Raw genomic sequence first — 19,915 nt, forward strand, 5'->3', positions numbered from 1 at the left:
TACGGGCTTCCACCCGTTTGAACGACCGTTTAAGATTCTGAACGTGCCGTCAGAAAGTCCGACGTTCATCGAGCAGGCACGCCGCGCACAGATCATCGAGTGCGCCATCCAGGTGCTGGCCACCCAGGGTTACGCCCACACCACCATGGCCAGGATCGCCAAGCAGGCGGGGATCAGCACCGGCGTGATCTCCTACCACTTCGGCGGCAAGGACCAGCTCATCCAGGCGGTCGTCGCGGAGGTGGCCAGGCTGGCCACCGACATGATGGTGCCGCGCATCCTGGCCCAGGCCACCGCGAGCGAGGGCCTGCGCGCCTACATCGAGAGCAACCTGGAGTTCATGCGGCTCCACCGCCAGCCGCTCCTGGCCCTGGTGGAGATCATCACGCACGCCACCAGGGAGGAGGGCGACCCCGGCCCGTACGCCGCGCAGGCCGAGGCCGCCATCACCGACCTGGAGAAGGTTCTGGACTGGGGCCGGCGGACCGGCGAGTTCCGCGACTTCGACAAGCGCAGCATGGCCGTCGCCATCCGCGGCGCGATCGACGCCGTCCCCGCACGCCTCATCACCGATCCCGACTTCGACCTCGACGTGCTCGCCCGCGAATTCGTCACCACCTTCACCCTCGCGACCAGGAGAGACCAGCCATGACCGCCGCTTTAGAGATCAAGGGTCTGAGCAAGACGTTCGGCGAGAACGTCGCCGTGGACCACGTGGATCTCACCGTCCCCCAGGGATCGTTCTACGGGCTCGTCGGCCAGAACGGCGCGGGCAAGACGACCACGCTGTCCATGGCGGTCGGCCTGCTCAGACCCGACGGCGGCACGGCGCAGATCTTCGGCGCGGACGTGTGGACGGACCCGGCGCACGCCAAGCGGCTGGTCGGCGTGCTGCCTGACGGGCTGGCCATGCCGGAGCGGCTCACCGGCCGTGAGGTGCTCACCTACCTCGGCCTGCTGCGCGGGTTGAGCAAGGACGTGGTGGCCGAGCGGGCCGAGGAGCTGCTGTCGGTGCTGGAGCTGGACGCGGCGGAGAAGACGCTGGTGATCGATTACTCCACCGGCATGCGCAAGAAGATGGGCCTGGCCACGGCGCTGCTGCACGCGCCCAAGCTGCTGGTCCTGGACGAGCCGTTCGAGGCGGTGGATCCGGTGTCGGCGGCGACGATCAAGATGATCCTGCGGGGCTTCGTGGCGGGCGGTGGCTCCATCGTGCTGTCCAGCCACGTGATGGCGCTGGTCGAGCAGCTCTGCGACCACGTGGCGGTGATCGACAAGGGTCGGGTGGCGGCGGCCGGCCCGCTCGCCGAGGTGCGCGGCGCGGCGACCCTGGAGGACAGGTTCGTGGAGCTGGTCGGCGCGGTCTCCACCGGTGCCAAGGGGCTGTCGTGGCTGTAGCGCTCACCCTGGTCAAGATGAAGATCGCCATCCTGCGCCACTCCACCAAGGGGCAGCGCGGCAGCATGATGGCGACCGGCGGCGCGCTCGGCCTCGTGCTCGCGGCGGGCACGATCTACCTGGCCTTCCTGGAGGGCGACTGGCTGGCGGCCGCGTACGCCGTGTGGATGCTCGGCTGGATCATCGGCCCGGTCTTCTCCGGCGGCGGCGACGAGACGCTGCGCCCGGAGTTCTTCTCGATGGTGGGGCTGCCCACGCATCGGCTGGCAGCGGGGCTGCTGATGTCGGCGTTCGTGGGTGTGGCGCCGGTGATCAGCCTGATCGCCCTGTCGGGGCTCGTGGCCGCCGCCCCGCCGGGGAACGCGCTCGTGGCGCTGCCGGCCATGGTGCTGCAGCTGGCCGTGTTCGTGCTGCTGTCGAAGGTGGCCGTGGCGGTGCTGGGCATCGCGCTGCGCTCACGGGCCGGGGCGATCGGCGCCGGGCTGGTCAACGGCATGGTGCTGGCATTCCTGGGCCAGGCCTGGGTGTTCGCGGTGGCGTTCGGGCAGGGCGGGCAGATCCCCGCGTTCGTGCGGTACCTGCCGTCGGGGTGGGGGCTGCTCGCCGTGCGGGGGAACTACCTGGCGCTGGCCGCATTGACGGTGCTGATCGCGTTGCTGCTGGGGGCGTGGGCGGCGCTGCTGGCGCGGCGGGCGGGCGCGAACCGGCCCTCGACGCGCGGGCGCCGGCCGATGCGCGCGGCCACGGCTCAGCAGGCGGTGGTGGCCAAGGAGCTGCGTACGTGGTCGCGCGACCTGGTACGCACCCACCAGCTCACGTTCGCGCTGGCCTACGGGGTGTTCTTCGCGGGCGCGCCGCTCGTGCTGGGCTGGACGGGCATGCTGCCGTGGGCGGCGCCGATCTTCATCGTGATGGTGGCCGCGATGACCTCGAACCTGTACGGCACCGACGGCACCGCCCTCTGGCTGTCGCTGATGGCGCCGGAGTCGTCGGACCTGCGCGGCAGGCAGCGGGCCTGGCTGGTGACCGTGGGCCCGGTCGCGCTGGCGCTGGCGGTCTGCTGCACCGCGATCACGGGCGGGCCGTGGCCGATGATCCTGGCGGCCACGTTCGCGGTGCTGGGCGGAGGGGCCGGGCTGGTGCCGCTGATCTCCGTGTACGCGCTGGTGCCCGGCACCGATCCGCAGCGGCGCGGCGGCAACCCGCTTCGGACCAGCGAGGACGACGGGGCGCTGACCGGGCTGGCGTACCTGATGATGTTCCTGGTGGTGCTCAGCGGCGCGCCGGCCGTCGCGGTGGCGGCCGTGGCCGGCTGGTGGGGCGTGGCGGCGGGGCTGGCGACCGGCGCGCTGTGCTACTGGGGCCTGGGCCTGCTGGCCGAGCGGCGGCTGGCCGCGCGGGGGCCGGAGCTGCTGCACATGATGCGCACCGGACGGCGGCCCGAGAGCGGCGCCGGCGCGTCGTTCAAGTTCCCCGACATGCCGAAGGCTCAGCGGACGATCGCGATGACGTGCCTGTCGCTGGGCGCGATCCCGCTGGTGCCGCAGGGGATCCTGGCCGGGATCTTCGTGGCGGACGGACAGCTCCGGCATTCGTGGTTCCTGGCCACCTACATGCCGCCGGGGCTGCGCTGGCCGGTCGCGATCGGCATGATGCTCATCGGCCTGGCCATGTACGGCGTGGGCCTGTGGCTCCCGTACCGGGCGAAGAGGCGCGCCGCGATCAAGGAGTGAAACGGCTTCCGCCGGTCGGCGCGGCCGACGAAGATTGAGCACATGCGGCCTCTGAAGCGCTTACGTGCCGATCTCAGCACCGGCAAAAACCTCGAGATCTATCTGACGGCGCTCATCGCGCTGGTGGTGGGCGTGCTCGGCGTTTTCAGCGTCGTGAAACCGGAGGTCGTGAGCGCCGCCACGCTGGCCACGCTGGCCCTGGTGGCCGTGAACGCGCTCGGCCCCAGGCACCAGGTGGCCGACCTGGAGTCGCGGGTCGCCGACCTCAATCGCCTGGTGGAGGCGAAACTGGCCGGCGACCCCTTCCTGACCACCGTGAGGAAGGGGCTCGACGAGCGCGTCGCACGGGCCGACGACATCCGCTTCGCCGGGGTGACGCTGAGCCGTACGGTCCGCGCCCACGTCGACGACCTGCGAAAGAGCCTGGGGCGCGGGGCGTCGGTCAAGGTGTTGCTGATCGACCCGAAGGGCACGGTGCCGGAGGAGGCCGCGAGGAGGAGCACGATCCCCGACCACTCCGACGTCTTCGAGCACCGGGTCATGTCCACGATCTACCTCCTGCGGGATCTGGAGGGGTCCATCGAGGTGCGGTTCCTGCCGTTCGTCCCGGCGTTCGGGGTGATCCTGCTGGATCCCGACGATGACGACGGCGTTGTCCACGTCGAGCTCGGCATGCACAGTGCGACGGGCCGCGACCCGGTCTTCACCCTCACGCCCCGCCGCGACCACTACTGGTACGAGCACTTCAAGACGGAGTTCGACCGCATGTGGGAGGTCAGCCGGGAGGCGACCGAGGCCGACTGGTATCCGCGTGGGAAAGTTTGAGCGCGGTGCGTGCCGCGGTTGACCGAGCCCACGTCGGGCACGGTCGAGCCGGGATCCGCCGACGCGGCCGCGATTCGACAGAAGGAGAGCTGTTGTTCACCACCAGGCCCGAGCTGAAGGGCGACTTCGGCATGGTCGCCAGCACGCATTGGCTGGCCTCGGCCACCGGCATGAGCGTGCTGGAACGCGGCGGGAACGCCTTCGACGCGGCGGTGGCCGCCGGATTCGTGCTGCAGGTCGCCGAGCCGCACCTGAACGGCCCCGGCGGCGAGGTGCCGATCCTGCTATGGAGCGAGGACGAGCAGCGGGTGTCGGTGGTGTGCGGGCAGGGCGTCACGCCGGCCGCGGCCACCATCGCGCGCTTCACGGAGCTGGGCCTGGACATCGTGCCCGGCACGGGGCTCCTGGCGGCCACCGTGCCGGGGGCGTTCGGCGGGTGGATGCTGCTGCTGGAGCGCTGGGGCACCTGGCGGCTCGCCGACGTGCTGGCGCCCGCGATCCACTACGCCGAGCAGGGGGTGCCGGTCCTGGAGCGGATCGCGGCCACGATCGAGTCGGTCGAAGGATTGTTCACCGATGAATGGCCCACGTCGGCGGCGACCTGGCTGCCCGGCGGACAGGTGCCCGCGCCCGGGTCGAAGCTGGCCAACCCGGTGCTGGCGGCCACCTACCGGCAGCTGGTCGCCGCGGCCGAGTCGGCCTCCGGCAGCCGCGAAGGACAGCTCGCCGCCGCCCGCAAGGCCTGGTACGAGGGCTTCGTCGCGGAGGCGATCGCCGAATTCAGCGCCAAGACGGCGTGGCGGGACAGCTCCGGCGAGGTGCACGGCGGGCTGCTCAGCGGCGACGACCTGGCGGGCTGGTCGGCGTCCGTCGAGGAGCCCGTGACCTTCGACTACCGCGGGCACACCGTGTGCAAGACGGGGCCGTGGGGGCAGGGGCCGGTGTTCCTGCAGCAGCTCGCGTTGCTGGACGGGTTCGACCTGGACGCGATGGGCTTTCTCAGCGCCGACTACGTCCATACGGTGACGGAGGTCGCCAAGCTGGCCTTCGCCGACCGCGAGGCCTGGTACGGCGACGCCGACGTGCCGATGTCCGACCTGCTGAGCGCGACGTACAGCGCCGAACGGCGGCGGCTGGTCGGCATCGAGGCGAGCTTCGAGCTGCGGCCCGGCGCTCCGGGCGGCCGCCTGCCCAGGCTGCCTGACCTTCCCGCGCCCAGCGCGCCGGGGGCGCGCTCCCCGCAGGGTCTCGGTGAGCCGACGGCCGGCGTGTCAGGGGCACGCTCGCCACAGGGTGCCGGCGAGCCGACGGTAAGCGCGGACGGCGTGGCGGCCGGCAGGTGGACAGCCGCCGGCGAGCAGGTGGTCTCCCCCGACGGGTCGGTCCGGGGCGACACCTGCCATGTCGACGTCGTGGACCGCTTCGGCAACATGGTGTCCGCCACCCCCAGCGGCGGCTGGCTGCAGAGCTCGCCCACCATCCCCGAGCTGGGCTTCTGCCTGGGGACGCGGGCGCAGATGTGCTGGCTGCAGGAGGGGCTGCCCGCGTCGCTGCGTCCGGGGGTGCGGCCGCGTACCACGCTGTCGCCGTCGTTCGCGCTCAGGGACGGGCGGCCGTGGCTGGCGTTCGGCACCCCGGGCGGCGACCAGCAGGACCAGTGGAGCCTGAACTTCTTCCTCGCCGTCGTCCACGGCGGGCTGAACCTGCAGGAGGCCATCGACGCCCCCATGTTCCACTCCGAGCACTTCCCCAGCTCGTTCTTCCCGCGCGGCTCCCGTCCCGGCGTCCTGTGCGTCGAGGACCGCGTGGATCCGGGGGTGCTGGCCGAACTCCGGCGGCGCGGCCACGAGGTCGCGGCCCAGGGCCCGTGGACGCTCGGCAGGCTCAGCGCGGTCGCCCGCGACGGCGGCTTCCTCAAGGCCGCCGCCAACCCGCGTGGCGCCCAGGGCTACGCCGTCGGCCGATGACGCCGGCGCCGCCCGCACCAGTTGACCCCGCTAGGCCACTGTGGCCTCGATGAGATCGTCCACCACGTCGGCCAGGTCGTTGCCCTTGGCGTGGACCCGTCGCTGGCGCATCGCCCCGGAGCCGTTGCGCAGCAGCCGGTCCAGGCCCTCCTCGACGAAGGCCAGGTCACCCGCCTCGGCCAGCGCCGGGCGTACGTGCTCGAGCAGCCGCCCGGCCAGCACCGGCGCGGGCACGAGCGCGCCGTTGCGCATGTCCAGGCTGTCGCCCAGCAGCCCGTCCCGGGCCGCACGCCAGTACGCGGCCCGTACCACCTCCGACGGGACGGGCAGCCCCTTGTCGCCCCGCCCGATCGCGGCCAGCGCGGTCACCACCAGGCCGCGGACCAGGCCGATCAGGGTGAGGCTGTCGATCACGTCGAGCGGCACGTCGGCGGCGCGTACCTCCACGGTGGGCAGGCTGGGCGACGGGCGGGTGTCCCAGTAAACCGTCTTGGGATCGAGCAACGCGCCCGACTCCGCCAGCGCCCGCAGCGCCAGCTCGTAGTCCTCGAACGACGAGAAGTACGGTGGGGCGCCAGAGACCGGCCAGCGACCCCAGCTGATCACGCGCCAGGACGCGTACCCGGTGTCGCGGCCTGCGAAGAACGGCGAGTTGGCGGCCAGCGCGATCAGCATCGGCAGCCAGGGCCGCAGGTGGTTGCCGACGTAAACGGCGTACTCCGGATCCGGCACGTCCACGTGCACGTGCAGGGCGCAGATGGTGATCTCGTCCTGCAGCGCGCGGTACCGGATTCTGCCCCGCAGGTAACGGGTCTCGTCGGTGAGCGGCGGCGATGCGACGTCCCCCAGGACGGGGATGCCGCTCGCGACGACCGCCAGCCCGCACGAGCGCGCGGCCCTGGCCACCTCCTTGCGCACGGTACGCAGCTGCGAGCCCAGCTCGCAGAGGTCGGCGGAGGGCGGCGTACGGGCCTCCACCTGGAATCTGGTGATTTCGTGCACCACGTCCAGCACATCGGTCACCGCGGCCAGGACGTCGGCCGCTCGGGGTGCCACGTGGCGGGTGCGGGGATCGACGACGAGGTATTCCTCTTCGATCCCGATCAGCGGAACCATGCCTGCACCTCGCTGGGGGAGCGATAAACCCACCGCATGAGGTTGTGCCCGCACCGCGCCCTCGGGAAAACCCGGGACGGCGCGGCCCTTCGACGGCCTCCCACGGCTTGCCCACCGTGCGCGCGCCGGCAGGCCGCCTTAGGCCGGGCCGTAGAGCGCGTGGCGCGAGCCGGTCATCAGCGCCCAATAGCGGTCGCCGTAGGACCAGTGCCACCATTCCGTGGGGTAGTTGACCAGCCCCGCCGATTCCAGGGCGGCCGCCAGGATCTTGCGGTGCCTGCGGGCATCCGCCGAGATCGCCGGCGCGGCGGTGTAGCACCGGCCGCCGCTCTGCTCAGGGGTGTCGTTGATCGCGGTGCCCATGTCGTACTCGGTCCCGTCGGGGGCGCAGAGCGTGAGGTCCACGGCCGCGCCCGCGGTGTGCGGGGCGACCTCCACGGGCGAGACGTAACGGCTGGCGGCGGCGTGCAACTCGGCGGGCGCCATGGCGGGGAAACGCGTGGCGAGCTCGGCCAGGTAGCCGTCGAAGATCTCGCGCTGGCTCGCGATGGACCGGTGGCCCTCGACGATCAGCAGGTGGAATCCGGCGGGCAGCTCCGCCTCAGCCCGTTCGAGCCGGTCGAGCAGGCCGGCGCGCAGGCGGCCGTACGCACCCGCCGGGTCGGCCATCCGGTCGTCGAGTCGCAGCCGTCCCCGCACCTCGGCCAGCGGCTCCCCATTGTCGCGGACGGGGATGGCGGTCACGCGGGGGTCGGAGATCAGCACGATGCCGTCTGGGGGATGCCACATGGGCAGAAATTCTCACACAGTGTCGGAGAAAACCTGCTCTCGGGCCTGCTCCAAAGCCGCGACCAGAGCGCCGCGCAGCACGGGATTCCCGGTGACGCCCGTGACGACCACGCTGGGCCGGGTCGGGCAGACCCGCGCCACCGCCTCCTCGACCCGGGCGGCCAGCTCCTGCCCGCCGGCCCGGCCGATGTCGCCGGCCAGCACGATCAGCTCGGGGTCCAGCACGACGGTGACGGCCGCGACGCCGACGGCCAGGCGCGCGGCGACCTCGTCGAGGAAGCCGGAGCGGCCGTCGGCCACGGCGGAGCGGACCAGGTCGGCGCCCGACCGCGCGCTCATGCCGTGGCCCCTGGCCAGCCCGTGCAGCGCGGCCTGACCCACCAGCCGCTGGTAGGAGCCCGACTGCGGCTGGGTGACGTCGGCGGGCAGCGGCGCTCCCGGCACCGGCAGCCAGCCGATCTCGCCCGCGCCTCCAGTGCTGCCGCGGTGCAGCCGGCCGTCGAGCATGACGCCCAGGCCCTGGCCGACGTCCGCCCAGACGACCACGAAGTCGTCCAGGCCCACGGCGGCGCCGTAGCGGTGCTCGGCCAGGGCGACGAGGTTGACGTCGTTCTCGATGGTCACCGAGGCGCCGAGGGCCGCGCGCAGGCTCGCCAGCACGCCGAGGTGCCAGGCCGGGAGGTCGTACGAGAAACGCACGTCACCGGTGCCCGGATCGACCATGCCCCGGGTGCCGATGACGAAGGAACGCAGCTGAGACATCGTGATCCTGGCCGACTCGCAGGCCCGCCGCACGGCGTCGTGCACGGTGGCGACCGGGTCGCCGTCGGTCGGGTTGACCACGACCTCGACCACGGTCCTGCCTGTGATGTCCGCCACGCCGACGGTGATGGCGTCGGGCAGGACGTCCAGCCCTGCGACGTGCGCGCTGGAGGGCACCACGCCGTAGAGCGCGGCGTTGGGACCGCGTCCGCCGGCCCGCTCTCCGGCGACCTCCACCAGCCCCCGCTCCTCCAGCCTGGACAGCAGCTGGCCCGCGGTCACCTTGGAGAGGCCGGTACGTTCGCCCAGCTCAGCGCGGGTGAGCGGACCTTCGTCGAGGAGGAGTTCCAGGGCCGCTCGGTCGTTCAGGCGGCGCAGCAGCCGTGGCACGCCGGGATTCCGTGTCACAGGGCCTCTCCCCTCTCGCAACGAAACGCTAACGCCGGTTTCTTTTAAGAAAGTTTCTTGTTAGTTTAGCACCATTCGACAACTGACGATCAGCCAGGTGCGGACCACAGGCTCAGCACCCGATGAGCGCAGACCCGACGTGATTAGCCGGGAAGGGAGAACCCTAGTGAGGATCGCGAAGATCACGGCCACTACGGTCACCACGGCCGCCCTGGCCCTGGGCCTGGCCGCATGCGGCTCCAACGAGCCCGCCACGCCTCAATCCGAGACCTCAGCCTCAGCCTCCGCCTCCGGTCCCAAGTTCGCGGGACAGAGCATCACCGTCTGGCGCCTCGGCGACCCCAACGAGCCGTCCCAGAAGTACATGGACGACCTCGCCGCCGAGTTCAAGACCCAGACCGGTGCCCAGGCCAACGTGCAGTGGATCCCGTGGCCGCAGGTCAACGACAAGTTCACGGCCGCCGCCGCGGGCGGCGAGGGCCCCGACGTGACGGAGATCGGCAACGACCAGGTGCCGCTCTGGCAGAGCCAGGACGCCCTCGCGCCGGTCACCTCGATCGCCGGCAGCGGCGAGCAGGCGCAGATCCCGAAGAACCTCTTCGGCCTGGAGACCATCGACGGCGAGGTCTACGCCATGCCGTGGGGCGCGGGCACCCGCGCGGTCATGTACCGCAAGGACTGGTTCGAAGATCTCAAGATCGAGGTCCCGAAGTCGTGGGACGAGCTCCTGGCCGCGGCCAAGAAGATCCAGGACGGGAAGGGCAAGGACGTCGACGGCTTCGCCTTCAACGGCGGTTCCGACGCCAACCACCTGCTCGGCGCGCTGGCCTGGTCCGAAGGCGGCGAGTACGCCGTCAAGGAGGGCGACAAGTGGATCGGCAAGCTCACCGACCCCTCCTTCAAGGCCGGCTTCGAGACCTACACCGGCATCGTGACCTCGGGCGCGTCCAGCAAGTCGCGCCTCACGCAGAACACCACCGACATCCGTACCCGCTTCTCCAACGGCAAGGTCGGCATGTACCTCACCGCGTCGTGGGACATCGCCACCATCAAGGAGGAGAGCAAGGGCAAGGTGAAGGAGGACCAGATGGCCTTCTTCCCGCTCCCGGCCAAGAGCGGCGGTGAGACCCCCGCGTTCTTCGGCGGCAACGACATCACCGTCTGGAACGACGCCAAGAACAAGGAGCTCGCGACCGAGTTCGTGAAGCTGGCCACCAGCAAGAAGTGGGCCGACCGCTACGCGACGGACGGCGGCCTGCTGCCCGTCTACCCCGACACGCTCGCGGAGCTGGCCAAGGACCCGGTGCAGGCGCCGTTCGCCGCGGCCTTCGCCAAGGCCAAGGCGTTCCCGGCCGACCCGCAGTGGACGGAGGCCAACGAGACCAAGGCGGTCATGCAGAACGCGGCCCGCTCGGTCATCGAGGGCAAGGCCACGGTCGACGAGGCGCTCGCCAAGGCGAACAAGGAACTCGAAGACATCCTGAACCAGTCCTGACCATGGCGAACACGTCAACGCTCGCCAGGGGCGGAGGCAACACCTCCGCCCCCGGGCGGCGCCAAAGTTCCGGCAAGCCCGCGCGGGGCCGCGGCCTGCCCTCGTGGGCGATCCCGTACGTCCTGCTCGTGCCGGGGATCCTGGTCATCCTGGGGCTGCTGCTCTACCCGATGATCCAGATGGTGATCATCTCCTTCCAGAACGTCAACCTCCGGGTGATCCGCGGCCGCGCGGAGCCTGAGTGGGTGGGGCTGGACAACTACACCAGGCTCTTCGGCAACGACATCTTCTGGTCCTCACTCCGCAACACGGTCGTCTTCGCGGCCGTCACCGTGGCCCTCACGCTGATCCTGGGCACCGCCGTCGGCGCGCTGCTCAACCGGCTGAGCAAGCGGATGTCCGCCTTCGTCATCATCGGCATCATGTCGGCGTGGGCGGTCCCGCCGGTGGCGCAGGGCACCATCTGGCGCTGGCTGTTCGACGCCGAGGCGGGCATCATCAACTGGGCGCTCAATCTGCTCCCGGACGGGCTCTCGACCGCGATCTTCGGCAGGGCGGACTGGACCGGCCAGCCGTGGCTCAACGACGCGTGGTCCGTCTACGTGGTGCTCATCCTGACCGTGGTCTGGGCCTCGTTCCCGTTCGTCGCGGTATCGGTGCTGGCCGGCCTGCGGGGCATCCCCGCCGAGCTGTACGAGGCGGCCAGGGTGGACGGCTCCACCCCGTGGCGCACGTTCAGGAAGATCACCTTCCCGCTGCTGAAGCCCATCTTCGCCGTACTGACGATTCTGTCGATCATCTGGGACTTCAAGGTGCTCAGCCAGCTGTACGTGCTGCTGAACGGGCCGACCAACCGCGAGGCGTTCAACCTGTCGCTCTTCTCCTTCGCCGAGGCCTTCAAGGCGCCGCCCAAGATGGGCACGGGCGCGGCGATCGCGGTGGTGCTGACGATCATCCTGCTCATCGTCACCGCCTTCTACACCCGGCAGATGGTCAAGCAGGAGGACCTCACATGACCCCCCTGGCCCGTAAGCGGCTCAACACGATCGCGCTGAACACGGCCGGGGTCCTGGTCTTCCTCTTCGCGGTCTTCCCCGTCTACTGGATGGTCTCGACCTCGTTCAAGGCCAACGACCAGATCTTCACCACCGACTTCATCCCGTTCCCCACCCACTTCACCTTCGAGCACGTCGACAAGGTGCTCACGGACGGCGTGGCGGGCAACTCGATCTGGGTCTACATGCGCAACAGCGCGATCGTGGCGCTCGGCACCGTGCTCATCGGGTCGGCGTTCGCGCTGCTCGCGGCGACCGCGGTGGCGCGTTTCCGGTTCAAGGGGCGCACGAGCTTCCTGATCATGCTGCTCATCGTGCAGATGATCCCGACCGAGGCGCTGCTGATCCCGTTGTTCCTGAACGTCCAGCGGCTGGGGCTCTACAACGAGTTGCTCGGCCTGATCGTGATCCAGGTCGGCCTCACGCTGCCGTTCGGCATCTGGATGCTGCGCACGTTCGTCGCCGCGGTGCCCAAGTCGCTGGAGGAGGCGGCGTGGATCGACGGCGCGAGCCGGTTCACCACCTTCTGGAAGGTGCTGTTCCCGCTGGTGGCGCCGGGCCTGGTGGCGACGAGCATCTTCTCGTTCATCACCGCGTGGAACGACTTGATCTTCGCGCTCATCCTGATGAAGGACACCTCGGGCTACACCATGCCGGTTGCCCTGCAGTTCTTCTTCGGGCAGCGCGGCACCGACTGGGGCGCCATCATGGCGACCTCGACGCTGATGACCCTGCCGGTCATCGCCTTCTTCCTGCTGGTGCAGCGCCGCATGGTGGCCGGCCTGGTGGCCGGGGCCGTGAAGGGCTGACCTTCCCACTTTCGCTCGGTCCGGTACGGCCCCTCGCGGGACCGTACCCCCGACCTGCCATGAACATGATGAGGAGCCATGAGTCAGAGTGATCGGGGGCTGCGCCGTCTCGCGGCCGGCACACTGCTCGTCGCCTTCGACGGTACGACCGCGCCCGACTGGGTCCTGAGAGAGCTGGAGGGCGGCCTCGGCGGCGTCACGCTGTTCGGCTTCAACGTCGCCGAGCCCGCCGAGGTAGCCGGGCTGACGGCGGCGCTGCGCGCGGCCGGCGACCCCGTCATCTCCCTGGACGAGGAGGGCGGCGACGTCACCAGGCTCGCCTACCACGTCGGCAGCCCTTATCCGGGGAACGCGGCGCTCGGCGCCGTGGACGACGTGGACCTGACACGCCGGATCTACCGGGCCATCGGCGCCGAGCTGGTGGCCGCCGGCGTCAACCTCGACATGGCGCCGGCCGCCGACGTCAACACCGCCGAGGACAACCCGGTGATCGGCACCAGGGCGTTCGGCGACGACACCGAGCTGGTCGCCCGGCACACGGTGGCCGCCGTCCAGGGGCTGCAGTCGGCCGGCGTGGCCGCCTGCGTCAAGCACTTCCCCGGCCACGGCGCCACCACGGTGGACTCCCACCTGGCCATCCCGGTCGTGGACGTCACCCTGGACGTGCTGCGTTCCAGGGAGCTGGTCCCCTTCCGTGCGGCCATCGAGGCGGGCGCGCGCTCCATCATGACCGCGCACGTCGCCGTGCCCGCGCTGACCGGCGACCAGCCGGCCACGCTGAGCCCCGCCGCGATCACCGGACTGCTGCGCGGCGAGCTCGGTTACGACGGCGTGGTGGTCACCGACGCGCTCGACATGCAGGCGATCAGCGACGGGGTCGGGCTGGCCCGTGGGGCCGTGCTGTCCCTTGCGGCCGGAGCCGACCTGCTCTGCTTGGGGCCGAAGCCGGGCTACGACGAGATACGGCAGATCATGGCCGAGATCATGGCCGCCGTCGGCGACGGGCGGCTGTCGCGGGCTCGCCTGGAGGAGGCGGCGGCCCGTACCGAGCGGCTGCGTGCCTGGGCCGGCTCGGGGACGGGCACCGCGGACGATCCCGCGAGCATCGGGCTGGCCGCCGCCAGGCGCGCGGTCAGGCTCGACGGCTCCCCGTCCCCGCTGATCGATCCGCTGGTGGTGGAGGTCGACACGCCTCCGACGATCGCGGTGGGCGAGGTCCCGTGGGGCATTGCGCCGTGGCTGCCCGGGAGCGAGGTCGTCCGCGTCGCGCCGGCCGCGGCCGACGCCGAGCAGCTCCTGAACCGCGCCAGGAACCGGTCGCTGGTGGTGGTGGTCAAGGACGCGCACCGGCACCCCGAGAGCCGGGCACTGGTCTCCGCCCTGGTTGCCACCCGGCCGGACGCGATCGTCGTCGAGATGGGGCTGCCCATCTGGCGGCCGGACAGCGCGGCCTACCTGGCCACGTACGGTGCCGCCCGGGCCAATGCGCAGGCCGCGATGGAGCTGCTGACTCAGCCGGACCGCGCGGTGGCGGTCGCCGCCCGGCCCCTTGAGCGGTCGCCGAAGCACCCGGCGTAGGGGGCCGCCGCGCGGTCAGGTGAAGCGGTCGACGTAGCCGTCAGGTGCTGAAGATCTCCTCGCGCGCCTGCTGGAGCGCGGCCAGCACCGCACCCCGCAACACCTGGTTACCCTCCACCGTGCTGGTGGTCACCTGCGGCCGCACCGGGCAGATCCTGGCGACCGCCTCCTCCACGCGAGAGGTGAGCTCCCGCCCGCCCGCGTGCCCGACCTCGCCCCCCAGCACCACCAGCCCGGGATCGAGGATCACGCAGACGGCCGCGACTCCCAGGGCCAGGCGGTGCGCGACCTCGTCCAGCAGCGCCTCGCCCGCCGCCCCCGCGCCCACCGCGACCTTGACGCACTCGCTCGCGCTCTCGGCCGCGAAGCCGTATCCACGCGCCAGCTCGACCACCGCCTCGGCGCTGACGAGCGACTGCAGGCCGCCCGCCAGCGAGGGCAGCCGCCCCGGCAGGGTGCGGATGTCCTCGGGCAGCGGCACGCCGGGCACCGGCAGGTAGCCGATCTCGCCCGCGCTGCCAGAACGCCCCCTGTGCAGCTTGCCGCCGAGCATGACGGCCATGCCCAGGCCGCGGCTCGACCACAGGAGCACGAAGTCGTCGAGCCCTTTGGCGGCCCCGTCGGCGCGCTCGGCGAGGGCGGCGAGGTTGACGTCGTTCTCGATCGTCACCTCCCGCCGCAGGTCGCCGGCCAGGGCCTCGTGGATGCCCTCGTGCCAGCCGGGCAGGTCGAAGGAGAAGCGTACGTCGCCGCTGCGCGGATCCACCACACCCGGGGTGCCGATCACGACCCCCCGCAGCTTGGACAGGCTGATCTTGGCGCTGCGGCAGGCTTTGACGATCGCGCCGTGGACCGCGGAAACCGGGTCGCCGTGGCCGTTGGGATCGACCGTGATCTCCGCGATGGTGCGGCCGTTGATGTCGGCGATCGCCGTGGAGATCAGCTCGGGCCCGACCTCGAGGCCGGCCACGTACGCGCTGGAGGGGATCACGGAGTAGAGGGCCGCGTTGGGCCCGCGTCCGCCGACCTGAGTGCCGACCACCTCGACCAGGCCGCGCTCCTCCAGCCTGGCCAGCGTCTGCGAGGCCGTGACCTTGGACAGGCCGGTCAGATCGCCGATCTGACCGCGCGTCATCGGGCCTGTGGCCAGCAGTAGCTCCAGCGCAGCCCGATCATTGATCTCCCTGAGCAGTCTGGGCACACCAGGGCGTCGCTCCACGCTGAATCCCACCGTCAATATCGAAAAGGTTGTTGGAAGTTTAGCGCTCCAGCCTTGGCGTGCGACCGCTGCCGAGCGCCTGCTGGATCCCGATCTCCTGCCTTATCTGACGACCTTGCGCGTAACCAGTGTTGACCAGGAGGGATAATCGAAAACATGCGCCTTTCCGCTCGTGTCGACTACGCCCTCCGCGCCGCAGCCGAACTCGCCGCAGCCGGTGCCGGCCCGACTACCGTGGGCGAGCTCGCCAAGGAGCAGGACATGCCCCCCAAATACCTGGAGAACATCCTCCTGCAGATGCGCCGCGCCGGTCTCGTGCGCGGGCAGCGGGGGCCCGAGGGCGGCTATGTGCTGGCCAGGCCCGCCGCCGACATCTCCCTGGCGGACGTGATCAGGGCTGTGGACGGCCCGCTGGCCAACGTACGCGGCGAGCGGCCGGAGCATGTCGGCTATCGGGGTCCTGCGGAGTCGTTGCAGCAGGTGTGGATCGCGCTGCGGGCGACCGAGCGGGCCATCCTTGAGGAGGTCACGCTCGAGCAGGTCGCCTCGGGGGCGCTCCCCGAGCGCGTCCGCCAGCTCGCCGCCGACCCCGCCGCCTGGGACTGAACCCCGCGTGTACGTCCCGCAGAGCACGCCCGCCCGACCCAGCGCGGCGTTTCGCAGCCGGCCGCCTCGCGCATCTCGACGCTGGTCAACCCGGCATACACGAGACCGCGGATCGACCTCCTCACGACCGGCGACCGCGAAGCGCGCGCAAGGGAAACTGGGCCGGCTCTGCGCCCTCGTGGAGGAGTGGGTCACTTCCGCGTGAACCAGAGCGCAACCCGATCGATCTCGGTCGACGGCCCGTCCGCCAGTTTCCGCGCCACCCGCCCGCGCCGATCCATCAAGACCACGTCGGTGTTGCCGCCGCGGCGCACGGTGGCGAGGAAGTGGCTCCCATCGAGCCAGCCGTGGAAGCCCCGCCCTTTGGGAAGGGGGATGACGCCTTTCTTGCCGCCGCTGGCCTCATCCCACAAGCAGATATTTCCACCATTATCCGGACATGTTGTAGCAAAGACCGTGCCTATCGAGGTGTGCGCCACGCTGACTTCCAGCAGTTCGCCGACGCCGGAGAACGTCCGCAACAGGCGCCCGTCGAGGCCGAGCACCCGTACCGCGCCGCCTGGCGCCCCGTGCAACACGCTCGCGCCGTCAGAGCCCCACACGTACGCGCCCGCGCCGCCGTCGTCCGCCTTGACGACCTTGAACGACCGGGTGACGGGGTCCAGCAGGGCGAAGCCCAGGAGGCGGCTGGGCTTCTGATCAGGGTCGTAGACGCTCGCCAGCAGCCGCCGCCCGTCGTCGGACCACATCGGGCGATGCAGTGTGGCGGGCTTGTCAACGGTCCTGATCTGCTCGTCGCGTCCGGTGACGCGGTCGCGCAGCTTGATGAACTCGAAGTCGGCACGGCGCAGCCTGGTGCCCGGCAGCGATATCACGTAGCCGCCGCCGGGCGAGACGAGCGGCTCCTGCAAGGTTCCGAAGAAGCCGAACTCTCCCGTCGCGGGATCGCGTACGTACGACGAGAAATCGGCGTTCTTGCGCTGGTCGTGATATGAGGAGACCCAGACGGGGTCGGCCGGGTTCTCGTACAGGGTGATCTTCGTGTCGGGGATCTTCAGCTCGGACGTCGAGGTGAGCGCCAGCGGCCCCGGCCGGGGCGCGGGCGGCGAGGCAGCGGCCGCAGGCGGCGCGGGAGGCGCGGGGGTGGGCCGGGCCAGCAGCACGGCCACCGTGACTGCCGCGGCCATGAGCAGCGCCCCGCCGCCGAGCATCCACCCGCGCCTCAGACGCGGCCACCGGCGGCCTGCGGAGGGCTCCGGGACCGCCCTTCCTGCGGGCGTTCCCAGCGGGGGCAGCGGGCGGCCGGGAGGGGCGGCCAGCTGCTGACCCTCCGCCAGCAGCCGCCGTTCAGGCACCCGGTGGCCGAGCAACGACAGCAGCGCCTCGGTGGCGGCGGGCCGGGTGGCGGGGTCCTTGGCCAGGCACCGGGCCACCAGCTCGTGCAGCTCGTCGTCGTCGAGACCGGCGAGCCGCGGCTCGTCGTGCATGATCCGGTTGATCAGGGCCGGCACGTCGCCCGTCCCGAACGGCGGGCTCCCCGTGGCGGCGGACATCATGGTGGAGGCCCACGCGAACAGGTCGGCCGGCGGCCCGGCCTGCCGCCCGGCGAACTGCTCGGGCGCCATGTACGGCGGCGTCCCGACGAGGAAATCCCCGGTGACCTCCGCCTCCTCCAGCGCTCGCGAGATGCCGAAGTCGATCACGCGGGGCCCGTCCCTGCTGAGCAGCACGTTGCCGGGCTTGAAGTCCCGATGCACCACCCCGGCCCGGTGGATCGCCGCCAGCGCGGTCAGCGTCCCGATGGCGAGCCTGCGCAGCTCCGCCCCGCGCAGCGCGCCCCGTTCCCGGATGACCTGAGCCAGGGAGGGGCCGTCGACGAACTCGCTCACCACGTACGGCGTGCCGCCGATCTCCCCGCTGTCCAGCACCTGTGCCGTGCAGAAGGCCTTGACCCGCCGCGCGAGCTCGATCTCCTGCCGGAACCGTCCCCGCGCGTCGGGGTCGTCGAGCCCCGCCCCGAGTACCTTGACCGCGACGCGCCTGCCGCCGGGCGCCTCGGCGAGGTAGACCAGCCCCTGGCCGCCCTCGCCGAGCCGCCCCAGGATGCGGTGCCCGCCGACCTGCGCGGGATCGCCCGCCAGCAGAGGTCCCATCACCGTGGCACGGGGGCGAACTGGAGCATGCCGTGGAGCGGCTTGACCTCGGCGAGCACGCGCTCGGTCTTGCCGACGAAACTGATGACCCTGATCTCGGCCATGCCCTTCTTCTTGGCCGGCTCCTGCATCAGGATGTGGCTCTCGTTGAACCAGCCGATCAGGTGGCCCTCGTCGGTCGGGCGGTGGATCGTGGCCCGCCTGGCGCCCGTCGTGGCGTCCCAGACGCAGATGTCTGCCGACTGTTTCGGGCAGACGGTGATGAACTGCCGGCCCGAGGGCGAGAACCAGTCGCGGTTGCGCGGCATCCCCACCCAGTGCATGGACTTGGTCACCTGGCCGGAGGTGTTGTAGTGGTCGATCCCGTAGATCTTGCCGTCCCAGAAGCCCCGGGCGATCGTGCCGTCGGGCGTGAAGGTGAAGATCAGGGTGGCGGTGTCGCTGTACTCCGTCTCCACGTGGGTGGCCTTCCTGCCGGGCAGGTCGATGAGCACGAAGTCCCTGGTCCGCTGCAGCTTTTCGGCCGGGTCCTCGATCACGGAGAGCAGCAGTTTGGTGCCGTCTCTGGACCAGACGGGGTTCATGGTTCGCTTCGGCTTCTTGACCGTGGCGACGGTGAAGGTCTCACCGGTGGAAGGCCTGATGAACTTGATGTGGTCCATGTCGGAGGTCTGAAACTTCGCCCAAGGGTTGAGCGCCACCCAGTCGCCCCCGGGTGAGACGACGGGCTCCTCCGCCATGCCCACGGCCTTGAAGGTGCCTGACTTGTCCCGGACGTAACTGGTGAACTTCCCTTTGACCTCCAGGTAGGCGGCCAGCCGCATGGGGTCGCCGGGATGCTCGAACAAGGTGGCGCCGATCGTGGGCAGCGGGGTCTTGTTTGTTGCTTTCGCCACCCTCTCGATCGGGGCGGCGGCGGCCGACGGGGTGATCGTGAGCGGCGTGCGGGGTGTGGACGTTGGGGTGGTGGCCGCGGCGGTCTTGGCAGGTGTACGGGCGTCGACCACGGCGTACACGCCCACGCCCGAGACCAGCACGCCGGCGAGGAACGCGGCCGCCACAGGGACCATGAGCGGCCTCCTGACCGGCGGCGGAGTCGTGTCCCCCGGTCCCACCTGCTCTGGCGGAGACGGCGTCTCCCCCGTCATGTACGGCAGCCGCCCCGTCAGGAACGCCGTCTGCCCGACCAGCCGCAGGAGCACCTCGCTCGCCGGAGGCCGCCCGGCCGGGTCCTTGGCCAGGCACGCGGCGAGCAGGTCGTGTAACTCCCCCAGGTCGGGCAGGGCCGGCTCGCCGTTGACGATGCGATCGACGGTCGCTCCCATCGAGCCGCCGGCGAACGGCGAGGTCCCGCTGACCGCGAACACCATGGTCGCCGCCCAGGAGAAGACATCCGAAGGAGGCTCCGCGGCGGCGCCGCGCAGGCGTTCGGGCGCGGTGTAGGCAGGTACGGCGACCTTGCGGGTGGCGATCGCGGCGCCCGCGATGGCCCGCTCCAGCCCCAGGTCGATCACCCGCGGTCCGTCGGGCCCGAGCAGCACGTTGCCGGGCCGGATGTCGCCGTGGACGAGCCCCGCCTGGTGGATCGCCACCAGCGCGGTGATCGTGCCCGCCGCCAGCCGGTAGAGCGCCACGCCGTCCAGCGTCCCGCCGATCTCCTCCAGCGTGGGGCCGTCGACGAATTCGGTGACGACGTACGCCTGGTCGTCCCGCTCGCCCGACGCCAGGATCTGCGCCGTGCTCACCACGGACAGTCCGCGCAGGGGCTCGATCGCGTGCAGGAACGGCTCGGGGTCCAGCTCAGCCGGCAGCAGCCTGACCACCACCGGCTCCCCCGACGGCGACCGCCCGGCGAACACACCGTCGCCCAGCCGCCCCGTCAAGCGGTAGCCCGCGATCTCGGCAGGATCGTCCCCGCGTAAACCCGTGATCTCCGGCATGCCGTGGTCAGCCCTCCGCCAGGTCTACTCCTCGATCTCATTATCATCATCGCCGCCGCCGG

The 19,915-nt window shown here is 71.1% G+C and carries 16 protein-coding genes; 10 read left to right on the plus strand and 6 right to left on the minus strand.

Translation table 11 applies throughout. From position 1 onward, the window contains the following. Positions 1 to 43 precede the first annotated feature (43 nt). The 5 genes from ACTMTI_RS08045 to ACTMTI_RS08065 all read left to right on the plus strand — a co-directional run bounded on the left by ACTMTI_RS08045 (position 44) and on the right by ACTMTI_RS08065 (position 5,923). Complete coding sequence (locus ACTMTI_RS08045; RefSeq protein WP_441119207.1) at positions 44 to 652, plus strand: TetR/AcrR family transcriptional regulator; 609 nt, start codon at positions 44 to 46, stop codon at positions 650 to 652. Then, complete coding sequence (locus ACTMTI_RS08050; protein WP_441119209.1) at positions 649 to 1,398, plus strand: ABC transporter ATP-binding protein; 750 nt, start codon at positions 649 to 651, stop codon at positions 1,396 to 1,398. Before ACTMTI_RS08045 ends, ACTMTI_RS08050 begins: the two co-directional genes overlap by 4 nt. Further along, positions 1,389 to 3,131: a hypothetical protein gene (locus ACTMTI_RS08055; RefSeq protein ID WP_441119211.1), complete on the plus strand. Its 1,743-nt coding sequence runs from the start codon at positions 1,389 to 1,391 to the stop codon at positions 3,129 to 3,131. The genes ACTMTI_RS08050 and ACTMTI_RS08055 overlap by 10 nt, the downstream gene beginning before the upstream one ends. Before the next feature lie 42 nt (positions 3,132 to 3,173). After that, positions 3,174 to 3,956: a hypothetical protein gene (locus ACTMTI_RS08060; RefSeq protein ID WP_441119213.1), complete on the plus strand. Its 783-nt coding sequence runs from the start codon at positions 3,174 to 3,176 to the stop codon at positions 3,954 to 3,956. Between the two features lie 131 nt (positions 3,957 to 4,087). Then, positions 4,088 to 5,923 (plus strand): gamma-glutamyltransferase family protein, encoded by a 1,836-nt coding sequence (locus ACTMTI_RS08065; protein ID WP_441119537.1) that lies wholly within the window; start codon positions 4,088 to 4,090, stop codon positions 5,921 to 5,923. Positions 5,924 to 5,953: 30 nt separating this feature from the next. Here ACTMTI_RS08065 and ACTMTI_RS08070 read toward each other — a convergent pair whose 3' ends face one another. The 3 genes from ACTMTI_RS08070 to ACTMTI_RS08080 all read right to left on the minus strand — a co-directional run bounded on the left by ACTMTI_RS08070 (position 5,954) and on the right by ACTMTI_RS08080 (position 8,998). Then, the gene (locus ACTMTI_RS08070) at positions 5,954 to 7,039 is read right to left on the minus strand and encodes a carboxylate-amine ligase (RefSeq protein ID WP_441119215.1); all 1,086 of its coding nucleotides are present in this window, start codon (positions 7,037 to 7,039) and stop codon (positions 5,954 to 5,956) included. Positions 7,040 to 7,177: 138 nt separating this feature from the next. Next, complete coding sequence (locus tag ACTMTI_RS08075; RefSeq protein ID WP_441119216.1) at positions 7,178 to 7,828, minus strand: M15 family metallopeptidase; 651 nt, start codon at positions 7,826 to 7,828, stop codon at positions 7,178 to 7,180. Between the two features lie 12 nt (positions 7,829 to 7,840). Continuing rightward, positions 7,841 to 8,998 (minus strand): ROK family transcriptional regulator, encoded by a 1,158-nt coding sequence (locus ACTMTI_RS08080; protein ID WP_441119217.1) that lies wholly within the window; start codon positions 8,996 to 8,998, stop codon positions 7,841 to 7,843. 166 nt (positions 8,999 to 9,164) lie between these two features. Between ACTMTI_RS08080 and ACTMTI_RS08085 the strand changes: the two genes are divergently transcribed. From ACTMTI_RS08085 to ACTMTI_RS08100, 4 genes are all read left to right on the plus strand, one after another. Beyond that, positions 9,165 to 10,493: an extracellular solute-binding protein gene (locus ACTMTI_RS08085; protein WP_441119218.1), complete on the plus strand. Its 1,329-nt coding sequence runs from the start codon at positions 9,165 to 9,167 to the stop codon at positions 10,491 to 10,493. A 2-nt stretch (positions 10,494 to 10,495) separates the two neighbouring features. Beyond that, positions 10,496 to 11,509: a carbohydrate ABC transporter permease gene (locus ACTMTI_RS08090; protein ID WP_441119219.1), complete on the plus strand. Its 1,014-nt coding sequence runs from the start codon at positions 10,496 to 10,498 to the stop codon at positions 11,507 to 11,509. Then, a complete protein-coding gene (locus ACTMTI_RS08095) occupies positions 11,506 to 12,357 on the plus strand; it encodes a carbohydrate ABC transporter permease (RefSeq protein ID WP_441119220.1) in 852 nt (283 codons plus the stop codon). The genes ACTMTI_RS08090 and ACTMTI_RS08095 overlap by 4 nt, the downstream gene beginning before the upstream one ends. A 78-nt stretch (positions 12,358 to 12,435) precedes the next feature. After that, a complete protein-coding gene (locus ACTMTI_RS08100; protein WP_441119221.1) occupies positions 12,436 to 13,935 on the plus strand; it encodes a glycoside hydrolase family 3 protein in 1,500 nt (499 codons plus the stop codon). A 40-nt stretch (positions 13,936 to 13,975) separates the two neighbouring features. On the opposite strand, the gene ACTMTI_RS08105 is transcribed toward ACTMTI_RS08100, so the two are convergent. Next, positions 13,976 to 15,154: an ROK family transcriptional regulator gene (locus tag ACTMTI_RS08105; protein ID WP_441119223.1), complete on the minus strand. Its 1,179-nt coding sequence runs from the start codon at positions 15,152 to 15,154 to the stop codon at positions 13,976 to 13,978. A gap of 156 nt (positions 15,155 to 15,310) precedes the next feature. On the opposite strand from ACTMTI_RS08105, the gene ACTMTI_RS08110 reads away from it, so the two are divergent. Further along, positions 15,311 to 15,760 carry an RrF2 family transcriptional regulator gene (locus ACTMTI_RS08110; protein ID WP_387565158.1) on the plus strand — a complete coding sequence of 150 codons (450 nt, stop codon included), beginning with the start codon at positions 15,311 to 15,313 and terminating at the stop codon, positions 15,758 to 15,760. 191 nt (positions 15,761 to 15,951) lie between these two features. Here ACTMTI_RS08110 and ACTMTI_RS08115 read toward each other — a convergent pair whose 3' ends face one another. Both ACTMTI_RS08115 and ACTMTI_RS08120 read right to left on the minus strand, forming a co-directional pair. Beyond that, complete coding sequence (locus ACTMTI_RS08115; RefSeq protein WP_441119539.1) at positions 15,952 to 17,913, minus strand: serine/threonine-protein kinase; 1,962 nt, start codon at positions 17,911 to 17,913, stop codon at positions 15,952 to 15,954. Next, the gene (locus tag ACTMTI_RS08120) at positions 17,913 to 19,853 is read right to left on the minus strand and encodes a protein kinase domain-containing protein (protein ID WP_441119224.1); all 1,941 of its coding nucleotides are present in this window, start codon (positions 19,851 to 19,853) and stop codon (positions 17,913 to 17,915) included. Before ACTMTI_RS08120 ends, ACTMTI_RS08115 begins: the two co-directional genes overlap by 1 nt. Positions 19,854 to 19,915 lie beyond the last annotated feature (62 nt).

This window comes from Nonomuraea sp. H19 (assembly GCF_052068215.1).
Lineage (GTDB): Bacteria > Actinomycetota > Actinomycetes > Streptosporangiales > Streptosporangiaceae > Nonomuraea.

Excerpts from the sequence above, each read along its gene's own strand:
- ACTMTI_RS08050 (WP_441119209.1), top strand. The coding sequence starts at position 649 with ATGACCGCCGCTTTAGAGATCAAGGGTCTGAGCAAGACGTTCGGCGAG.
- ACTMTI_RS08060 (WP_441119213.1), top strand. The coding sequence starts at position 3,174 with ATGCGGCCTCTGAAGCGCTTACGTGCCGATCTCAGCACCGGCAAAAAC.
- ACTMTI_RS08065 (WP_441119537.1), top strand. The coding sequence starts at position 4,088 with ATGGTCGCCAGCACGCATTGGCTGGCCTCGGCCACCGGCATGAGCGTG.
- ACTMTI_RS08070 (WP_441119215.1), bottom strand. The coding sequence starts at position 7,039 with ATGGTTCCGCTGATCGGGATCGAAGAGGAATACCTCGTCGTCGATCCC.
- ACTMTI_RS08075 (WP_441119216.1), bottom strand. The coding sequence starts at position 7,828 with ATGTGGCATCCCCCAGACGGCATCGTGCTGATCTCCGACCCCCGCGTG.
- ACTMTI_RS08090 (WP_441119219.1), top strand. The coding sequence starts at position 10,496 with ATGGCGAACACGTCAACGCTCGCCAGGGGCGGAGGCAACACCTCCGCC.
- ACTMTI_RS08095 (WP_441119220.1), top strand. The coding sequence starts at position 11,506 with ATGACCCCCCTGGCCCGTAAGCGGCTCAACACGATCGCGCTGAACACG.
- ACTMTI_RS08100 (WP_441119221.1), top strand. The coding sequence starts at position 12,436 with ATGAGTCAGAGTGATCGGGGGCTGCGCCGTCTCGCGGCCGGCACACTG.
- ACTMTI_RS08110 (WP_387565158.1), top strand. The coding sequence starts at position 15,311 with ATGCGCCTTTCCGCTCGTGTCGACTACGCCCTCCGCGCCGCAGCCGAA.
- ACTMTI_RS08115 (WP_441119539.1), bottom strand. The coding sequence starts at position 17,913 with ATGGGACCTCTGCTGGCGGGCGATCCCGCGCAGGTCGGCGGGCACCGC.
- ACTMTI_RS08120 (WP_441119224.1), bottom strand. The coding sequence starts at position 19,853 with ATGCCGGAGATCACGGGTTTACGCGGGGACGATCCTGCCGAGATCGCG.